We start from the raw sequence: 19764 nt of genomic DNA on the forward strand, positions 1-19764 counted from the left end.
CTCACTTCCCAGAGGGGTATAGATCATGCCTGGGAGAAATTCTTGTGCACTGGCGGACAGTCTGACGACCTTCCTATTAGAGACGTTATCGCCAGCTCTTGGCAACGCTGCCTATCTCAGGGAGTCAACCCAGAGCAGAAAGCGGCTCCCTTACTGGCCACAGAAAACAACCTTTACGACTATCGTCAAAAGAACTCCGAACTTCTAGACTGTGCACAACCGGTTATTGCCCAGGCAAGTGCCTTTCTTCAGGATCTGGAAACTATCCTTTTCTTAACCGATTACCAAGGCCTCAACCTGCAAATCGTTGGCGACCCTCGCACCCTGGATGATGCCCATCACATTGGTTTAGTAGAAGGCAGTGGCTGGAATGAGGTGGTTGCCGGATCAAACGCTGTAGGCACGGCGATGGCTACCCGCCGGCCTACACAAGTACATGGTGAAGAACATTACTGCCAGGGGTTTAAACCCTGGACCTGTACAGCTGCGGTTATTGCAGACCCCTATGACAACCAAATGATGGGGGTCATAGATCTCTCCGGTCTGTGCAGCATGTATGACAAATTTCACGTCCCCCTGGTAGTAGCCTGGGCCAGCCAGATTCAATCCGGCTTGGCGAGGAGGACTTCCGAACAATGGAGCTCCATCCTCGAGCACAGTAACAGCAATTTTGGTCGCTTCCGGAATGCCGGAAAACTGTTGCTCGACAAGCACGGCAGGCTCGTAAACTTTTCGTCAAACTCCACCGAAGCTCTTGACGCATTGGGCATTGACTATGACCCATACTCCAAACGCCGCTTATCCATGGAAAGATTCGGCGGAGAAAGCATTGTTTACCCCCACGACCGCGGCGAATGGGTCTCAGAAGACTGGGTCGAACCCATTCGCCACAAAGGCGAGATCATCGGCTTTCAACTGCTGGTACCTGCTGGTCGCATCCATTCGGGAAAGCCGCAAATCATCCAGGAAACCAGCCCCTCGCTAAAACCTGATTTTGACCCATTCCAAGAAATCTACGGCGAAAGCCCCTCGTTCAAATCGAGCGCTAATAAGGCCCGCAAAGCAGCATCAACACCTTTACCTGTTTTGATACTCGGAGATACCGGAGTTGGCAAAGAAGTGTTTGCCAAAGCCATTCACGACAGCAGCCATTATTCGGAAGGGCCATTTATTGACCTCAACTGCAGCTCCTTCTCCAAAGACATTCTAAACAGCGAACTATTCGGTCATGTAGAGGGCGCATTTACGGGGGCGAAAAAGGGCGGCCTGATCGGCAAAATAGAGGCCGCTAATGGGGGCACTCTATTTCTCGATGAGATAGGTGAAATGCCCTTGGAAATACAACCTGTTTTTCTTCGCGTCCTGCAAGAGAAAAAAATCTACCGAGTCGGGGATGTCAAACCCATTCCCGTTGACTTCCGACTTATTGCCGCCACAAACCGAGATCTTAAGGCTGCTGTAAATGAGGGACTGTTTCGCAAGGACCTCTATTTCCGCCTCTCTACGGTGACCATCAGCCTTGACCCGCTATCTGGCAGAAAAGAGGACATTGAAGGCATCGCCCAGTCGGTGCTGGACCGCTTAAACAAAGAAAATCCAGAGCAAATTACCGCTAAACGTTTTTCTCCCGCCCTGCTAAATGCCCTCAAAACCAGGGAATGGCCGGGCAACATTCGCGAACTGGTGAATGTCGTTGAGTGTATGTGTTTTATGTCCCAGAGCGAGACGCTCACCATCGATGACTTGCCGGATGGCTATCGCCCAGGAGAAGTCAGCATTCATTCAGAGTTTGCCGCTGGCCCAGCCAGCATACCCCAAGGCAATCTTGACGTGGTTGAGAAAAACACCATTGAGGCTGCGGTCAAGCAATCGAGTGGCAATATGACGCAAGCTGCAAAGCACCTCGGCATTGCCAAAAGCACCTTATATCAAAAGATGAAAAAATACGGGATCAAGAAACCGTAACAAGCTCTCTAGCAGTTGGCCTTAAGCAAAACCCCCTAATTCGAGGGGGTTTTTTGTAGCTTCAAGTGTTTACCTACATACCTGCTGCCGACCAGAACTGCTGCATTCCGGCCACCCCAACAAGGCCTTAGTACATATGTTGGCCACCATTTATTGACAGGGTTGAACCCGTAATAAATCCGCCCTCATCCGACACCAGGAATAGAATGCCCCGAGCAATATCATGGGCTGTCCCCAAACGACCCACCGGTATTCTGGCAACAATTTTCTCCAGAACATCCGCAGGAACATTTCTCACCATATCGGTATCAACGTAGCCTGGAGCTACCGCGTTAACGGTCACACCATACGCAGCACTTTCCAAAGCCAGGGCTTTTGTAAAACCGTGAATGCCCGACTTTGCAGCTGCATAGTTGACCTGTCCGTATTGACCAGCCTGACCATTGAGTGAGCCAACGTTAACAATTCGTCCGAACTTACGCTCCCTCATACCTTCAATCACACCACGACACATATTGAAGCAAGAGCCCAGGTTAGTATCCAGAACTGCCTGCCACATTTCATGGGTCATCTTGTGCATGGTGCGGTCACGGGTAATACCCGCATTGTTAACCAACACCGATACAGGACCAACGTCACGTTCAATCTGCGCAATTCCTTCCTGACATGCATCAAAGTCCGACACGTCAAACTTATAAACAGGAATTCCAGTTCGCTCTGAAAATTCCCGGGCACGCTCATCGTTACCACCGTAGTTGGATACCGTTTCATAACCGGCTTCTTTCAACTCGACAGCAACTGATTCACCAATACCTCTTGTTCCCCCAGTTACTAATGCCACTTTAGACATGCTACATCTCCTGCTTTATGGGACTGCAAAATAACTCTTTTTACATCTTTAACTACTGACACTGATCAAGCAGTGAATTTTTTATAGGCAGACCGCACCACTGCCAAGACTTATAGAATAGAAATGATTTTCGATTAAATGAATGCGACTTTTAGCGAACATACATCATCTATAAGGGCCATTGGATAATTAATAAACCAGCAGAAAACAAAATACAAACACAAATCCAACTTTCGGCAGAAAGGAGAAAGGAGAAAGGAGAAAGGAGAAAGGAGAAAGGAGAAAGACTGCCGGAACACCACGGCCATTGCCATGGCATTCCGACAGGGGGTAAAACCCATCACTGCATACGGCGCATTACCGTGACACAGTTGGTAACACCGGAACCACCAATATTCACTGTCATGGCGACTTCGGGGTTGCCTTTGTGAGCAACACCGATAGGCTCACCAATCAGTTGCTTGTATGCCAAGGCATGCATGGAGGCACCTGTTGCACCAACCGGGTGACCTTTGGATTTCAGCCCACCAGACAGGTTGATCGGACAGTCACCATCAGGGTCATATTTTCCAGCCATGAAGTCATAGCCGGCACGCCCGGGGGCTGACAAGCCAATGGCTTCCGTACAGAGAATCTGGTTGACCGTGAAACAATCATGCACTTCTGCCAGGTCAATATCGTTAACACCAGCTCCCGCTTCTTCCAACGCCAGCTTCACAGCGTGACGTGTAGCCTGCAACTCATGCAAGCGCCCCGCCCTGGCTGAAAGCGTCATACGATCAGTCACATGACCAATACCAGACAGCTCTACGGCATGTTTGAAATTGGCTTTCGCATTATCAGTGGAAGTCAACACAACTGCTGCGGCGCCATCAGTGATCAGAGAGCAATCATGCAAACGCAGAGGTGGAGCAATCATAGGGTTGCTGCCTTTACCTGACTCCGGCAAATTGAGAATGGCTTCTGCTGTCACTAACTGATTCCTGTCCGGGATACTGCCCGGGCCGAAATGGGCCAGCGGGTTTTGAATACCATTGCGATAGTTCAGCGCCGAAACATGGGCCAGCATGATGCGCAACTGCTCATCCGTCAGCTCATTATTGGCTTGATAGGCTTTACCCAGCTCGGCAAACAGCCCAGGAAAAGTCATGCCCTTGGCACCTTCATCAGGCCAGTAAGAGCAACAGGCCAAAGCATGAGTTACCCCAGCCGTATCCAGTGTATTCATCTTTTCAACACCGATAGCCAATACGTTTTTAAAACGGCCTGAGGCTACGGCATAGGCCGCGTTATAGATGGCCAGCGAGGACGTCGCACAGGCACCTTCGGTGCGGGTAGTTGGTTTTAATAGTAGCCCCTGTGGATCAATCTCCAACGCCAGGGGGCCAACATGCTCCTGATTGACGAACATGGAGGGCGAGCAGGAACCAACCCAAATTGCGTCAATATCCTTTGCCTCAAGCCCTGCATCGGCAATGGCGCCAGCTCCGGCTTCTTCCAGTAATTCATAAAAAGATTTGAGATCTTCGATCTCTCCAGTCTCACGATCGCGCTTTACAAAAGCACCAAACTGGGTGTTATAGGCACCCACAATACTGACCTTCACGGCATAACCCTCGTATTGATTAAACGTTGAAAACTAGTAATAACGTGTGAATATTTGCTTCAGATATTTCGACCGGAATCCTTCCAGAAGACCTTGCGAATCTCCTTCTTCAGCACCTTACCGACAGGGCTCCTTGGCAACTCATCCCAGAAATATACCTGTTTCGGGGACTTAACACTGCCCAACCTGCTCTTACAGAACTGAATAATCTCCTGTTCATCAGGCGCTTGTACATTAGCCTTAAGTTCAACAACAGCCGTCACTTGCTCGCCCCATTTTTCGTCGGGAACGCCAATGACCGCACAGTCCTTGATGGCCGGATGGCCCCAGATAAGCTGCTCGATTTCACTCGGATAGACATTGAAACCACCAGAAATAATCATGTCCCGTTTGCGGTCCACAATAGAGAGGTATCCACGCTCATCCAGAAAACCGATATCACCAGTACGCTGCCAACCATCGCGACGAATCTCTTCAGTGGCCGCTGGGCTTTGATAATATCCTTTCATCAACAGATTACCTTTGACCGCAATCTCCCCCTCTTCACCCACCGACAGTGGCTGCCAGTCATCATCGAGAATTGCCAACTCCACATGCGGACATACCTTGCCGCAGGAGCGGAGAATTTCGGGGTGATCGTTTTCAAGGGCGTAGACATGATCCTCGGCACTCAGGAATGTACAGATCATCGGCGCCTCAGCCTGACCATAGGTTTGCACCATCACCGGACCAAAGGCAGCAATCGCCTCCTTGAGCTTGTCCACCGACATTGGCGCAGCCGCATACCAGAAGTAACGCAAACTTGAATAATCGAAGTCACCAATCGAAGGATCTGCAAGCAGCATATAAATGGCCGTGGGCGGCAGAAAAAGATGAGTCACCCGATAGTCCTGGATCACCCCGAGCAGCCTATCGGGAATCATCCCATCCATGACCACAACTGATGCACCTTGACGAATAGTGGCAAATGACGCGATCCCGGCCGCATGTGTCATCGGGGCTGACACAAGATAAGAACCGGGAATATCCGGCTCAGGCATAATCTCATCCTGAATCGCCGTCAGTGTTTCCCAGCTACTACTACTCCATTCCGCCAGCTTCGAATCACCCGTGGTTCCACCCGTGGCAAACAGAGTAAGGAGAACATTTTCACCCTCAGGTTTCACATCAAGTGTCAGAGGCATTACCAGCTCATCGTCCAATGCTTGAAGCTCGACACCCAGCACTTGCTGGCCGTTAAATCTGAGAAGCTTATCCTCAAGATAGGTATCTACTATCTGTGGGATGGACGCCAAAATAGTGTCATCCACAAAGAATTTGACCGTACCAGATTTGGAGATCTGCTTCTGATTTGCTTCGAAAGTATTGCGGACATTGAGCGGCAACCAGACGGCGCCCAGACGTGATATTGCAAAAATACAGCAATAAGCGGCAACCGAATTGGGAGCATAAGTCGCGACAACATCCTGCGACTTAACTCCCCTTTCTCGGAGAACCTCCGCAATTTGCACGGAGGCATTCACCATTTGCCGGTAACTGAGAGAGAGCTCGTTGTCCAGATCAATAAACTTGCCAGCGCCCGACCTCACGGCTGGGCTCTCATCAAGAAAATCGACGAGACGCATACTCACCCCCTATTAAAGATTAGATTAACCCTTAAGGGTAGCAAGTGTATCGAGTACAGTCTCCGGTTTTGTGCCAGCCGGGATGGTCAAATAGTAGAACCCCGAAGTAGCAGGCAGAGAACCAGACTGGTCACCCCACAAATACTCGGAAATATCCACACCACTCACCTTGGCCGCTGTGGGAGATCCCGCTGGAGCGACAGCAAAAGCCACATCGGCAGGAACATCGTAATCCACATCAGAAGAAGGCAAATAGACCCCAACGGACCAACGGTAATGCTTGGCCACATTGTAGATCGGCTGATACCAACTTAATTCCTCACCGCTAGCCGGCGGCAATTCGGGATCTTCTACCAGTAGCACCCCGGACAGATCGGTTTCGCTGAAATAGCGAAGAAAATCTGCCATGTACATTGATGCAGTATCAATGTTCATTTCATCGGGTTCCGCCACTTCACCGTTGGCAGCTTGATGAGCCTTCACCAGCAATGAACGAGGCGAAGGCATCACCAACGCCAGCGGCGTTGAAGCTCCATAATTGTTACTGAAGGCAGTGATCACTTCTGCCAGCAACTCCCTCGGACCATAAGCTTCGAGCATGGCTTTTAATGCCACGGTGACACGACGCTTACCGGCCATGGACGGAATGGCTTCCGGATCTTCCTTCATCCAATGTTGGAACAGGTCCCAGACATCAAGCACTGCAACCTGCGATTTCACCAAGCCATGGGCCTGCCCGTAAAAAGACATGTAGGCAGCGGGATTCGACCAGGGGTTTTCATCCGCACCCAGCAACAGCTTTTTGGTGTAATCGGTAAAGTTAATCCAAAGCCGGGGGGTCTCCCCCCCGGCGGTTAGGTAAGATGCTAAGTTAACAGCCATACTATTTCCTTTCGTTAGAAGGAGGTAAGCCTGCCGCTTCTCTGACTCTGGCAAGCTCATCCTCAAGCTCACTGATTCTAACATCTTTAGGATGGGTCACATAAATGGGGCCCGGGTTTTTAGCATCACGCTTGTCGTTGATATTACCGGCGTACACGTAATCCAGTTCGTTGTTCCAGGAACCATAGAACGGGATATTTTCCGGAGGAGTATCCTTCACATGAGACTTGACGAACTCTGCGTAGGGTACACCCTGCTTCTTACGAGTTTCACGGTAATCTGCACGAAGCTTCTCAGTAGCAGCCATGTCAACCACGAGGGTTTCTTCATTGAACTCCACTTTGTAAAGCTTCTTCGCGACATCCGGAGTGATCAGACCTTCTTCGATGTCCATGATCACATAAGTGGGATCACGCTCGAGAGGGTCACCATAACCACCACCAGAACCCTGGGAGATCATGTACAGCTCACCACGCTTGGAGATGTCGAAACCAAGACCCATGTGCTGGGTGTGGTAACGGGCACCTTCAAAGGGCTGCTCATTCATGATTTCAGCAATGGAGTGCTTAAATCTTTCAGGTTCTTTCAGCAGGATGTCATAGACGTCCACACCAGATACACGACACATCGGGTAAGTACCGCCGGCGTAACCACCGAACAGACCTTGGATAGTCGGTACTTTAGAACCCTGGGTAGTGGTCATGAAGCCCCACTGATCACTGTCTTTGGTAGACGAGATCATGGTGTAGCCCATACCACCACGGTATTTACCAGGTGCCTGGGTGTTGGTGGTCATTTTCTTGGAAACCAACTGCAGGAACGGTACTTCTTCCTCGTTCATTTCCTGCTCACCGATATCCGCCATGGTTGCGAAGATCGGAGACAGCGCATGCTCACCATCGCGGTCCATACGAGCACCACCGCCCATACCATTCAGGTCGGCACAGAGGTTACCCAGAGTTTCACCGTGCTGGTTCACACCACCCCAGATGAAGGTGTTGATCATGTTGTGCCAGGGTGCCAGTACACGGGTGTACTTGTCCGGGCAGCTGTACAGGAACTTGGCCGTCGCATGCTGGGCCACGGTGAAGCTGTGGAAGATGGACATCAAGCTCTGTGAGTTAGGCGCTGAGTAGGAACAGTCAACCAACGTACCTTGCTGAGTTACAAACTCAATGGGAGACAGACCCGCTTGACCACGAGGCAGATCAGGCCAGATGTGGTTCATGAACGCTTGGCCCACCATACCTTTCATACCCGGCAACTGGGTGTTGATGGCACGGTTGGTCAACTCAGGACTGGTACCGGTGAAGTCGAAGATCAGACGATCGCCTTTCTTGGTTACAGCCAGGTTGATTTTCAGCAGAGCGTTTTCACGGAGAGTACTGTCCATGATGGTTTGAGTGCGAACAGTCATGTCAGGCCACTCGGAGATACGGCGACGTACTTCGGTCACAACGCTCTCGTTGGTGTAGCGCAGACAGGCAGTCAGGGCATCCGGACCATCAGTGGCCAGAACTTCCTTGATCCGCTTCTCAAGACGCATACAGGCGAACAGTTTCACCTTAATGTCTTCATACTGCAGCTTGGGCTCACGCACAGAGTTCTGCAGGAAGGTCAGCAGGTCTTTCTTGATCTGATAGCCTTCAACAATCTTGAACGGAGACATTTTCAGGCCTTCGTCAAAAGAGGTTTCAGCCATGGAGGGCATACCGCCCGGCTCAATCGCACCGCATTCACCTTCGTGTACGGTGGAAGCTACCCAGCAGACAAGTTTGCCTTCGTGGAACACTGGAATGATCATGCTCTGGTCAGTGTTGTGCACGTTACCGTAGCGGGAATCATTGTGAATAAAGCCGTCGCCTTCATTGACGCCAACGGTTTTTTCCTCGACCCAGTTCTTGATGATGAACTTGATCGGGTGGTGAACCAGTGCAGAGAAGATCAATACACCACCAGCACTACCGATAGTCAGGTCGCCTGACGCGGAGTAGATACCAGTGATAATGTCACCCCATTTTGCACCGGGCGCCGCACCCATCTGCTCAACCATCTCAAAACCTTCTTCACAGGCAGACTGCAGACGGTCACGGATAGAAGCGATCTGGTTCAGGTCGGTAAATTGCCCCATACACTTTTCTTCATCGGCCGTGCGCGGCTCGATGTTGTGGTGGCGCATAATTTCCGGATCGGGACCCAGGAACAGCGTGGTTTCCTTGAGGAATTTTTCAATCAGCTCCTGATCTTCCAGAGCCGGATTTGTGGTTTCGTTATTCATTGTCTAATACCCCTCTTAATTTTGTTCGACGCGGAAGAACCAAACGGCGCCCTGCTCAGCAGAAACATACTTCCAGCCTGGTTCAATCAAGTAGGTTGTTACTTCAGAGGCAACAATGCCTGGACCTACGATCTCAGTTCCCGGGGGAATGTCGTCCTTACGCCATACCGGTGTCTCAATGCCCTTAGGACCTTCACTGACAAAGTAACAGGTTCTGGTGGACAACGGAGCTGGAGGAGCAAGACGCTCGCTTTCAGGTACCGGTTTGATGTGTTTAAAGTGAACGGTATCGTGCTCAACAAAAGAAGCCACACGAATGGTGTTGATACGAATACCTGCTTCAGGCGCCTGGCTACCTTCACCAAAACGGTGGCCGTAGTCATCCGAGAACTGCTGCAGGATGTTCAATACATCAACTGCCGAATCCAGAGTGTGCTTGGGAATAACAACAGTGGTTTGTACCAGCTGGTTACCATAGCGCATATCCAGTTCCAGAGAGTGCTTGATAGAAGACTGCTCGGCACCCTGACGCAGCAAGTCGTTTGTACCACGCTCACTCAGCTCAGCAACAATGTCATTGAAGCGCTGGTAATCGCTGAAGACCTTACGGGTGTTTGAATCGTACAGCACCAGGAAGAGAGACATTTCGTGAATGTGCATTTGGTGCATGTTGCCGGCACCCACAGCAGAGAACACGGAGCTCATTGGCGGTGCCAGAATCTTGTCCATGTTCAGGTTGCTGGCGATACCACAGCAGTGCAGAGGACCATTACCACCGTAGGCCAGCATGGTGAAGTCCTCGGGGTCATAACCACGAACACGCAGTTCGGTGTGCAGACCGTTAGCCATGTTGCTGTCAACTTTCTCTTTGATCAGCAGCGCCGCTTCGATTGGCTCGACATCCAGATCGTCACACAGTGCTTCTTCAATAGCGAACATGGAACGCTTCGGATTCAGCGGAATGTGGCCACCGGCGTAGTTGGTGGGATCCAGGTAACCCAACGCCAAGTCAGCATCAGTTACAGTCGGGTTCATACCACCGCGGTCATAACAGGCTGGACCCGGGTCAGAACCGGCACTCTTCGGTCCAACGGCAACAGCATTGTACATACGGTCAAAGGAAGCGATAGAACCACCGCCAGCACCCAGAGTTACCAGGTGAACCATAGGTACAGACACCAACCAGCGGTCGATAACCGGGTTGAAGTCATAGTGCTTGATACCGCCTTCTACCACGATACCGATATCGTAAGAGGTACCACCCATATCGGTAGCAACCACACTGCCCAGATCAGCTTCTTTCGCCAAGTGTTCTGCGGCACTGATACCGGATACAGGACCGGAGTGAATGGTTTGCAGCGCATCCGTGGAGTTCAGCTGCGCCATACCACCGGAGTTGTGAATTACCAGCATCGGCTTGGAGTATGAGTTGGCGCGCAGGTTTTGCTCCAACTGGCTCATCGCGTGATACATGGTGGAGTGCAGGTAACCATCGACGATGGCAGACGTTGCACGCACATACTCACCTTTACGGCCAGCTACACGGTGAGACAGGATCACCGGAATAGAACCCAGCAGGTGAGAGGGGTATTCATCTAGCAGGATCTGCTCAACACGCTTTTCGTGCTCGGGATTAACCACAGAGTTAATCAAACAAACCACGATAGCCTGAGCACCTTTGTTCACCAGGCTGCGGATTCTTTCACGAACGTCTTTTTCATCCAGCGGCATAACCAGTTCGCCCTGGAAGCCCAGACGCTCACGAACACCTTCGATCATGTGCGGCAGAACCAGAGGAGCAGGACGCTGTGCGTCGGGCAGGTTTTGCTTGCCCAGCTCATCCAGACCTTCACCGTAACCACGACCACGGCTCAGAGGCACCATCGCTTCGTAACCAGCTGTTACCAGCATACCGATACGAGGTCCATTGTGCTCAATCAGAGCGTTGGTACCCAGAGTGGTCGCGTAACGAACGGAGTCAACACCACCAAGGATTTCTTCCATGGTAATGCCGAGTTCGGTGTAAGCCTTTTCGACAGCCTCGTTAAAACCGAGGGCCAGGTTTTGGTGGGTGGTCAACGCTTTGGTTTCAATATACTTGTTGTCCCACACCACAAAGCAATCGGTGAACGTACCACCGATATCTACTGATATACGTTTCATAACCTATTTCCTAAATCAGTCCTAATTTATTCACTAAACCAACTTACTAGCACGATCAGTGCTTGTGGGTGTGGCAGCGATCGACAAGAACGTTGGGGCCTTTCACCGGCTCGGTAATTTCCTCACGGTGGCTCCATTGTTCCTTCAGGGCGTCAAGATCAACTTCCATGTCGTAGAGCGGCATGTGGTTGGGGAAGGTGTACTCAACCTCAACCTGGGTACCGCATGACGGACAATAGAATTCATAGATGTTGACCCACTCTCTGTCTGGACAGAATGTGAAACGGTATTTTTCCGGATCAATGATGGACGGGTGGATATCCGCGGGGTCACGGTTATAGACCAACAGCCCTTCTTTATAGTTACCGCGTGCTGAGCCCACTACGTGATCACAAACACGGCACTCCCAGTTTTCCGTATCCAGGTCGATACGAAGATATTCAGTCATCAATACTTTCATTATTTTTCCCCCTTGGTCAGGCGGATATCGCCCAATTCAGTAACAACGAATTCCCAACCTTCGCGAACCAGACAGGTGAAGAATTCTTCTTCAATAACTGCCGGGCCTACGCCGTGGCCGCCTGGCTCCATGAAGCTGACTTCATAAACTGGCAGTTCCTGAGTACCGGTATCACCAGCGAAAAGAGAACGGGTTTTGGTAGCTTTGGCCGGGCTGCCTTTCTTAACAGAAGCGTGAGAGCTGTCTTCGGTTTTAAGCTGCTTGCGCACGGAAACTTCCAGAGTGACCGCATCGGCTTTAGCCATTTCCTGAGGAATAGCGATAGCACCATTGAGCTTGGATACCAGCTCAGCACCATCTTTCTCGGCAACGAGACGCGCTTCAGTCACATAGTCACCTCTGCCATAACCCTCTGCGAACATATCGCGCTCACCACGCTCAACCAGAGACGCGTATGCAGCTTCCAGCGCTTCCTGGCGGTTGCCTTTCAGCACAACAGCATAGCTTTGACCGATGTCACAATCGCCCATACCGAACGCACTGAATACAGCAGCAGTTTTCGGGATGAATACAGTGGACAGGCCGCATTTTTCAGCAACGCCACAAGAGTTCATCGGACCGGCGCCACCAAAGGCCATCAGAACGGTGTCATCTTCGATCTTGCCGTAAACTTTCAGCTCATTAGCAATTTTTTGCTCGAATGCATCACGCAGTTGGAACAGCGCCTCATCTACAGTGATACCCAGTGGAGTCGCAATGTTCTCGTTGATGGCAGCGCGTGAACGCTCAGCATCAAGAGCCAGACCACCACCGAAGTAGGTAGAAGGATCAAGCAGACCCAACAGCAGGTTTACATCTGTCATGGTTGCATTCTTGCCACCGCGACCGAAACAGGCTGGTCCAGGTACAGCGCCCACACTCTCGGGGCCTACTTGAATAGCACCATCTTTAACAGACAGGATGGAGCTACCGCCGACACCGGGGCTAGAGATTTCACACAGACCGAAAGAAATCGGAACACCTTCCACCAGGCCGCGACGATCTTCATCAACAGCATGGTTGATCACCTGACCCACGTCAGTAGTTGTACCACCAACGTCCATGGACAGAACGTTTTTCAGGTTGTACTGCTTGCTGAAGGTTTTAACGCCTTCCATACCACCACGAGGACCGGAGCTGTAGGTTTTCAGCGCAATGGTTTTAGCAACACGAGAAGCGTCACCATCGTTGCGGAAAATCAACAGCGGGTTTTTGGTGCGGTATTCACGCAGACGGTTTTCTGCGTTGTACAGGAAGTTTTCCATGGCCGGATGCAGGAAAGAGTTGATCATTGCAGTCCAGGCACGACGCTCTTCAGAGATATCATCAGCCAGTTCGCTGGAGAACAGCATCGGCACAGCACCCAGCAGGTGACGCGGGTAGTTATCAAAAGCCAGACGCTTGAATTGCGCTTCGTACTCATCCGCCTTGTCAGACTCAAAGCTAACAACGATACGGTTGGCACCAACTGAAGTCAGGCGAGTGATAACTGACGTTGTATCAGCACCTTTCGCAACATCTGACAGGGCAGCCAGATCCACTTCAGCCACACGATCACCAACGAGGAAGTCATACAGCTCTTCGTCCAGCTTGCGCAGACGTGAAGGCAAATCAGAGCCTTTATTGACAACCAGACCCAGACGCGGACCTTTACGCTCTACGATAGCGTTGGTGCCCTGAGTGGTGGAGTAACGAATATGGTCTACTTCAGCAAGCAATCTGGCGACGTCTTCCTGACCATAGGCTTCTTGAGAAGCCTTACGTAAACCGTCGAAAAAGCACTTACTCAGGTCGTAAGGCGTAGTGAGGGTTTTAGTTTTGTAGAAATTATTATCCTTCAGCACGCAGATATCGGTGAGCGTGCCTCCGTTATCGATATTTATCAGCATTCCCATATCGAGTTACCTTAGTTTAGTTTCTTTCTAGCCAAAATTGATTAGGTTTATATCCCCTTCTGCAAGGTGTACGACAAGTCGAACACATCACAGGGATAAGATTCTTATGCAACGGTCGTACCAACTCAGAAAAAACAGAGAATATGAATTTTATGTATATGTTTTATATTATTTTTTCATGGGTGGACTGTATCGACCAAACACCAAAATAACTGTTCGGAAATCGTTCACCTGTACTAAAACGCTATACCGACAGCTACCGGCTATGCACTTGAACCGCAACGGTTTTATAGAAAAAACTGCCATCAAACCGGCAGTGCTCAATGAGTATAGTAGAGATGCTGAAGAAGGCACGAAATTCGTGAATCCACGAAGCAGCCTTCCTCTTCAGGCTGCGTAATAGTCAATATGGAATGTAACATTCCCCATGGCAGGAAGAAGGTGATGAAGCAGATTCGGCGCCATAACCCCTGCAAATGATGGGTCGAGGAGGAACCCCCTGCTGGCATCACTATCCGGCTCAATCACGAACTGCAACATCCCCGCTTCCACAACAACCTTGCCCCAGACACCATCAGGGGTTGTGATTCCCGACCGGAGGTGGTCGGGGAAATTGTCGCGATCATAGGTTTCACTGCTCTCTTTCAGTGACAGCCCTTCGGGCAGTGCGGGCATCTCACAGTCAATGCATTCAAACTCATCGCCGATATGTTCCTGTCGGCCCTTTCCGGTACCAATCCAGCGGCACTCCATATACGGGGGGTTATGACGCATCTTTAGCTCGTGGCCGCACTCAAGATCAGCTACCCACTCCTGAAACCTGTCCATATGGAAATCTTTGATTGCTCGTTTCATATCTTAATCTCCTCGTCGTGGTTAGCGCCTTTTATAGCCGCCTCCACGGGCTTCATGCTCTGTTCCACGTTAGGCCACGGTTTGCCCGCTTGCAAAAAACACCAATATATTTGTCAATAGAGCCCTTCACACCGGGCAAACAAGTGGCCTTATTATGATTATGTTTTTTCCTGTTATCACCATAACGCCACTTCCACCCTATAACCCATAGACTATATCTGATTGTGAATGTTCTCCGCCTTTTTATACTCACACTGTTTTCCCTTACGGCCCATGCCCAGGAGATTAACGCTGCGGTGGCATCCAGTTTCCTGCTGCCCATGAGGGACATCGTTACCGCCTTTGAACATCAGAGCCAGCACAGGGTGTCTATAGCCAGCGGCTCCTCCGGCAAGCTCTATGCCCAAATTATCCAGGGAGCACCTTTCGACGTATTCCTCTCTGCCGACCAGGAAAAACCCAAAGCCCTGTTGGAAAGCGGGCACGGTATCTCTGGCAGCCGTTTCACCTATGCACAGGGATCGCTGGTTGTCATCGCAACCAACGGACTCACAGACGACCCTAAAGCCCTGCTTTCCAGGGGTGAATTCAACAGACTTGCCATTGCAAACCCGCGACTGGCCCCCTATGGCGCAGCAGCTGTTGAAACCCTGAAGGCGCTGACGCTCTGGGACGCCGTCAGTCAAAAGTTGGTTATCGGCGAAAGCGTTGGCCAGGCATACCACTTTGTCATCTCCGGCAATGCACAACTCGCTTTTATTGCCAGGGCACAGGTATACAACCCACAGCGCAAGGCTCGCTACTGGCCGGTACCCACGAAACTGCATAGCCCCATCTATCAAGATGCAGTATTGCTCAAAAAAGGAAGCAACCAGCTTGCCGCCAAACAACTGCTTGCGTTTTTACAGAGTGAACAGGCCCTGATTATTATGGATGACTACGGTTACCAACCTGCAGGACAACAATAGCCATGGGATTTTCCGCAGCGGACATTGAAGCGCTCTGGCTGACCCTTCGCCTTGCGGCCATTGTCACCCTACTACTGCTGATGATTGGCATTCCAACCGCCTGGTGGCTGTGCCGAACCCGCTGTCGCTGGAAAGGACTTATCATCGCCATCATTGCTCTGCCCCTGGTACTACCTCCCACCGTACTGGGATTTTACCTACTGCTGGCCATGGGCCCGAATGGCCCGGTCGGTCAACTGACCGAGGCCCTTGGCATCGGCCTGTTGCCTTTTACCTTCGGTGGCCTGGTTTTTGGTTCAATTATTTATTCCCTGCCCTTTGTCGTGCAGCCGATACAGAACGCAATGGAAGCCATCGGGGAACGACCGCTGGAAGTGGCTGCCACCCTCGGCGCTAACCCTCGGGATACCTTTTTCAATGTGGTGCTTCCCCTGGCCAAACCCGGCATTCTGACCGCCACCATTCTGGGCTTTACCCACACCCTCGGAGAGTTTGGGGTAGTGTTAATGATTGGCGGAAATATTCCGGGAGCCACACGGGTAATTTCCGTACAGATCTACGATCATGTGGAAGCCATGGACTATGCACAGGCCCATTGGCTGGCGGCAACTATGGTGCTGTTTTCCTTCGTGGTACTGGCCATACTCTACTCGCGTAAACACCTGATGATCTGGAAATGAGTGGAGAACCATGAGCACTCTGCCACTCGATGCCCGTTTCAAGCTGTCCTACCCGGGCTTTTGTCTGGACGTGGACATGCAACTGCCCTGCCAGGGAGTGACCGCACTGTTTGGCCACTCCGGAGCAGGCAAAACGACCCTGCTGCGCTGTATTGCCGGTCTCGAAACCGCCGCCACGGGCCACCTGCGCGTAAACGGTCAAATTTGGCAGGATAACAACACCTTTGTTCCCACCCACCGCCGCACTCTGGGCTATGTCTTTCAGGAGGCAAGCCTGCTGCCTCACCTCAGTGCCAGGGAAAATCTGGAGTTTGCCATTAAGCGTGCAACCCAACCGGTCACTGAGGCCGACCGCATGGACACCATCGACTTGCTCGGCATTGCCCCATTACTGGACCGCTCACCCGGGCAACTATCCGGCGGCGAGCGTCAGCGAGTCACCATTGCGCGTGCACTACTCAGCAAACCGGGATTACTGTTGATGGACGAACCCCTCGCTTCCATCGACCAGACTCACAAGCAGGAAATACTCCCCTACCTGGAGAACCTGAAGACGACACTGGATATTCCCATCATCTATGTCAGCCACTCAGCCGAGGAAGTGGCGCGGCTGGCCGATACTCTGGTTGCCATGGAAAACGGCCGGATCGTTGCCAGCGGTCCACTGAACGACACACTCACCCGGCTCGACTTTCCCATCAAACTGGGAGAGGAAGTGGGCTCTGTCATCGAGGCCACTGTGACGGAGCGCGACCCTCAATGGCAATTGGCAAAAGCGACCTTCGATGGTGGCGATCTCTGGTTCCGAGACAGCGGCTATGATGTCGGGTGCCAGGTGCGGGTGCGGGTGTTCGCTCGGGACATCAGTCTCTCCCTGCAACACCATAGCGATACCAGCATCGTGAATTCCCTGCCTGCCGTAGTGGAGGAAATATCCACTGAACAACACCCCGGCCTGGCACTGGTGAAACTCCGCGTTGGCAACACGCCACTGGTGGCCCGCCTCACCCACCGTTCTGCCCACCACCTGGAACTGGCCCCCGGCAAACCCATCTGGGCACAGATTAAATCCGTGGCAATTATCCAGTAACAAGTTCCACACGTCGGCTGAACCGACCTGTTTCACTCTGTCATCTGTACTGATAAAACACGGTTGTGAACACCCATGAAACGGACGATAACGTCGACAACAATTGCCTAAGATCCATAACTAGGTGTCATTACCTAATAAAATCTGATTGACTACCCTCACTGAGCAAAATTATTCGCTTTTTCGTCGATTCCTCATCCAGTTTCGACGCTGACGTGTTTCAATTCACCGCCCCCATACGTTATAGGTAGCCATGAAAGTTCCAAAACGGATTCAACCGCTGGTAGATATTGGCCTGGTTGATGAAGTCATCTGCCAGCTAATGAGCGGCAAAGAAGCCACTGTCTATATCGTGCGTTGCGGCGATGAAACCCGCTGCGCCAAAGTTTATAAAGATTCCGCCCAACGCAGCTTCAAAAAAGCTGTGCAATACCAGGAAGGCCGAAAAGATCGTAACAGCCGTCGCGCCAGAGCCATGGGCAAAGGTACGCGATTTGGCCGTCAGCAACAGGAAGAACGATGGCAAAGTGCCGAGGTCAACGCTCTGTATAAAGTGGCGGATGCCGGGGTGCGGGTTCCCACCGCCTACGGTTGCATTGATGGCGTGTTATTGATGGAGCTGGTCACCGATGATACGGGCGACGCAGCCCCCAGACTCAATGATGTCACCATGTCTGCCGAACAGGCTCTGGAAGATCACGCCACCATGATGAACTATGTGGTTCGCATGCTGTGTGCAGGACTGGTCCATGGCGATTTATCAGAATTCAATGTGTTGGTCGACGCCTATGGCCCAGTGATTATCGATATGCCCCAAGCGGTGGATGCCGCAGCAAACAATAATGCACAGGCCATGTTCACCCGGGACGTCGACAACATGACCACCTACTACGGCCAGTATGCGCCGGAGCTACTCAGCACCCGCTATGCCCAGGAAATCTGGGCGCTATTTGAGCAGGGTGAACTGGACCCTGAAGTCACGCTCACCGGTCATTTTGATGATCCGGACGATGCCGCCGACGTTGGCAGTGTTCTGCTGGAAATCAAGGCGGCCCTGCAGGAGGAAGAAGATCGCAGAGAGCGGATGTCCGAAAGTGAACCCTATTGAGGTCCATTGAGACAGTTTCACCCCGGTTAGACTCGACGAAGCTGCTACCACCCCTTATAGTACGCGCCTCGTTTTACCCCCCATCTTTATCGCGTTAACCGCGCAGGAATGTTCCCGTGATTTCCAGCTCCAATATCACCATGCAGTTTGGTGTAAAACCGCTGTGTGAAAATATCTCCGTCAAGTGTGGCACCGCGCACTTGGGACGGTATGTACAATATGGCAAAAGCCATCAACGATAACACGGACGCAGCAGGCGTCGGTATTGCAGGTAAAGACTTCGACAATACGATGCACCAATTCCTGAACTATCTGTACTCCAATGGTGGTGTTGTGATCGATCCGGTAACGGGTGAAAACAAGCTGAATTCTTCTAACACCCGCGAAACTCTGGCGTTCTATGAAAAGCTTATCAGCGTCGCACAGGAAGGCCCAACTGCGTGGGAACGTTCACAGCTGAAAGATCTTTATAACGACGGCAAAATCGGTATGTACATCGATGGTCCTTGGGGTCGCGGTCAGCACAACGCAAACATAAAGGAAATCACTGTTCCGGTCCCTGCCGGTCCACAGGGTGGCAATGGCACACTTCTGATTACTGACTCGATTGCTGTGTTCAAAGGGTCTGGTCACGAAGAACTGGCACATAAGCTTGCTGGCATGCTAACCACGGGTGAATCCCAGTATGCACTAGATACCGAATGGGGTCTTACGCCAATCTTTGACTATGCCAAGTTGGGTTTTGAAAACCCATACTACGAAGGCGATGACTACTGGCAGGTTTTTGTTCGTGGCATCGGCATCGGCGGGCCAGAACCTCTGGTTGAAGAGTTCAAAGGTCTTCAGTCTGCGTTCACCAACATGATCCAGGGCATCATTCTGGGTGAAGGTTCGGTAGACGAACTGGTTGAGATTGCAGCCCAAGAGCTGGACGACGCTCTATAATATTTTACTCAAGCGAACCGCGGGGGCCAGCAATCGCCCCCGCACCAATTTTAGGATATAGAAAGACCCATCATGGCCACACTTGACCTCAATAACATCAGCAAGTCATTCGGCGAGACCCAGGTGCTTTATGACATTCAACTGTCGATCAGGGATAAAGAATTCGTTGTCTTTGTTGGGCCGTCTGGCTGTGGAAAATCCACTCTGTTACGCATTATAGCAGGCTTGGAAGAGGCAACTAGCGGTTCCGTTGTGATTGATGGCGAAGACGTGAGCTTGGCTCATCCAGTTGATCGCGGCATCTCAATGGTCTTTCAATCCTACGCTCTTTATCCGCACCTTTCAGTGTTTGAAA

At 51.4% G+C, this 19764-nt stretch carries 16 protein-coding genes; 7 read left to right on the forward strand and 9 right to left on the reverse strand.

Features of this window, described 5'->3' with window-relative positions:
* Positions 1-1965 (forward strand): sigma-54-dependent Fis family transcriptional regulator (locus ACYZYZ_RS05495; RefSeq protein ID WP_461483536.1); only part of this gene is annotated, 1965 nt, incomplete at its 5' end.
* A gap of 127 nt (positions 1966-2092) precedes the next feature.
* On the opposite strand, the gene phbB is transcribed toward ACYZYZ_RS05495, so the two are convergent.
* From phbB to ACYZYZ_RS05540, 9 genes are all read right to left on the reverse strand, one after another.
* Positions 2093-2815: an acetoacetyl-CoA reductase gene (gene phbB, locus ACYZYZ_RS05500; RefSeq protein ID WP_461483537.1), complete on the reverse strand. Its 723-nt coding sequence runs from the start codon at positions 2813-2815 to the stop codon at positions 2093-2095.
* Positions 2816-3155: 340 nt separating this feature from the next.
* Positions 3156-4421, reverse strand: a complete 1266-nt coding sequence (locus ACYZYZ_RS05505) for a thiolase C-terminal domain-containing protein (RefSeq protein ID WP_305169411.1) — start codon at positions 4419-4421, stop codon at positions 3156-3158.
* Positions 4422-4480: 59 nt separating this feature from the next.
* Positions 4481-6046: an AMP-binding protein gene (locus tag ACYZYZ_RS05510; RefSeq protein WP_461483538.1), complete on the reverse strand. Its 1566-nt coding sequence runs from the start codon at positions 6044-6046 to the stop codon at positions 4481-4483.
* Positions 6047-6070: 24 nt separating this feature from the next.
* Positions 6071-6928 carry a hypothetical protein gene (locus ACYZYZ_RS05515; RefSeq protein WP_461483539.1) on the reverse strand — a complete coding sequence of 286 codons (858 nt, stop codon included), beginning with the start codon at positions 6926-6928 and terminating at the stop codon, positions 6071-6073.
* Between the two features lies 1 nt (position 6929).
* Entirely contained in the window at positions 6930-9206 is a 2277-nt protein-coding gene (locus ACYZYZ_RS05520; protein WP_461483540.1) for a hydantoinase B/oxoprolinase family protein, read from the reverse strand.
* A 15-nt stretch (positions 9207-9221) separates the two neighbouring features.
* A complete protein-coding gene (locus tag ACYZYZ_RS05525) occupies positions 9222-11369 on the reverse strand; it encodes a hydantoinase/oxoprolinase family protein (protein ID WP_305169415.1) in 2148 nt (715 codons plus the stop codon).
* A 55-nt stretch (positions 11370-11424) separates the two neighbouring features.
* Complete coding sequence (locus ACYZYZ_RS05530; protein ID WP_305169416.1) at positions 11425-11817, reverse strand: acetone carboxylase subunit gamma; 393 nt, start codon at positions 11815-11817, stop codon at positions 11425-11427.
* Between the two features lie 11 nt (positions 11818-11828).
* Positions 11829-13763, reverse strand: coding sequence for a hydantoinase/oxoprolinase family protein (locus tag ACYZYZ_RS05535; protein WP_461483541.1), 1935 nt, complete (start codon positions 13761-13763; stop codon positions 11829-11831).
* A 387-nt stretch (positions 13764-14150) separates the two neighbouring features.
* Positions 14151-14618: a DUF3565 domain-containing protein gene (locus ACYZYZ_RS05540; protein ID WP_461483542.1), complete on the reverse strand. Its 468-nt coding sequence runs from the start codon at positions 14616-14618 to the stop codon at positions 14151-14153.
* 296 nt (positions 14619-14914) lie between these two features.
* Here ACYZYZ_RS05540 and modA point away from each other — a divergent pair, with 296 nt between their 5' ends.
* From modA to ACYZYZ_RS05570, 6 genes are all read left to right on the forward strand, one after another.
* Positions 14915-15586: a molybdate ABC transporter substrate-binding protein gene (gene modA / locus ACYZYZ_RS05545; protein WP_461483543.1), complete on the forward strand. Its 672-nt coding sequence runs from the start codon at positions 14915-14917 to the stop codon at positions 15584-15586.
* 2 nt (positions 15587-15588) lie between these two features.
* A complete protein-coding gene (modB, locus tag ACYZYZ_RS05550; protein ID WP_461483544.1) occupies positions 15589-16266 on the forward strand; it encodes a molybdate ABC transporter permease subunit in 678 nt (225 codons plus the stop codon).
* A gap of 10 nt (positions 16267-16276) precedes the next feature.
* Entirely contained in the window at positions 16277-17356 is a 1080-nt protein-coding gene (modC, locus tag ACYZYZ_RS05555) for a molybdenum ABC transporter ATP-binding protein (RefSeq protein WP_461483545.1), read from the forward strand.
* A gap of 253 nt (positions 17357-17609) precedes the next feature.
* Complete coding sequence (locus ACYZYZ_RS05560) at positions 17610-18464, forward strand: PA4780 family RIO1-like protein kinase (protein WP_461483546.1); 855 nt, start codon at positions 17610-17612, stop codon at positions 18462-18464.
* Positions 18465-18650: 186 nt separating this feature from the next.
* On the forward strand, positions 18651-19409 hold the full coding sequence (locus tag ACYZYZ_RS05565; protein ID WP_461483548.1) for an extracellular solute-binding protein: 759 nt from the start codon (positions 18651-18653) through the stop codon (positions 19407-19409).
* Between the two features lie 72 nt (positions 19410-19481).
* The coding region (locus tag ACYZYZ_RS05570) for an ATP-binding cassette domain-containing protein (protein ID WP_461483547.1) at positions 19482-19764 on the forward strand (283 nt) is incomplete at its 3' end.

The sequence above is a fragment of the Porticoccus sp. genome, assembly GCA_023261185.1.
Lineage (GTDB): Bacteria > Pseudomonadota > Gammaproteobacteria > Pseudomonadales > Porticoccaceae > Porticoccus > Porticoccus litoralis.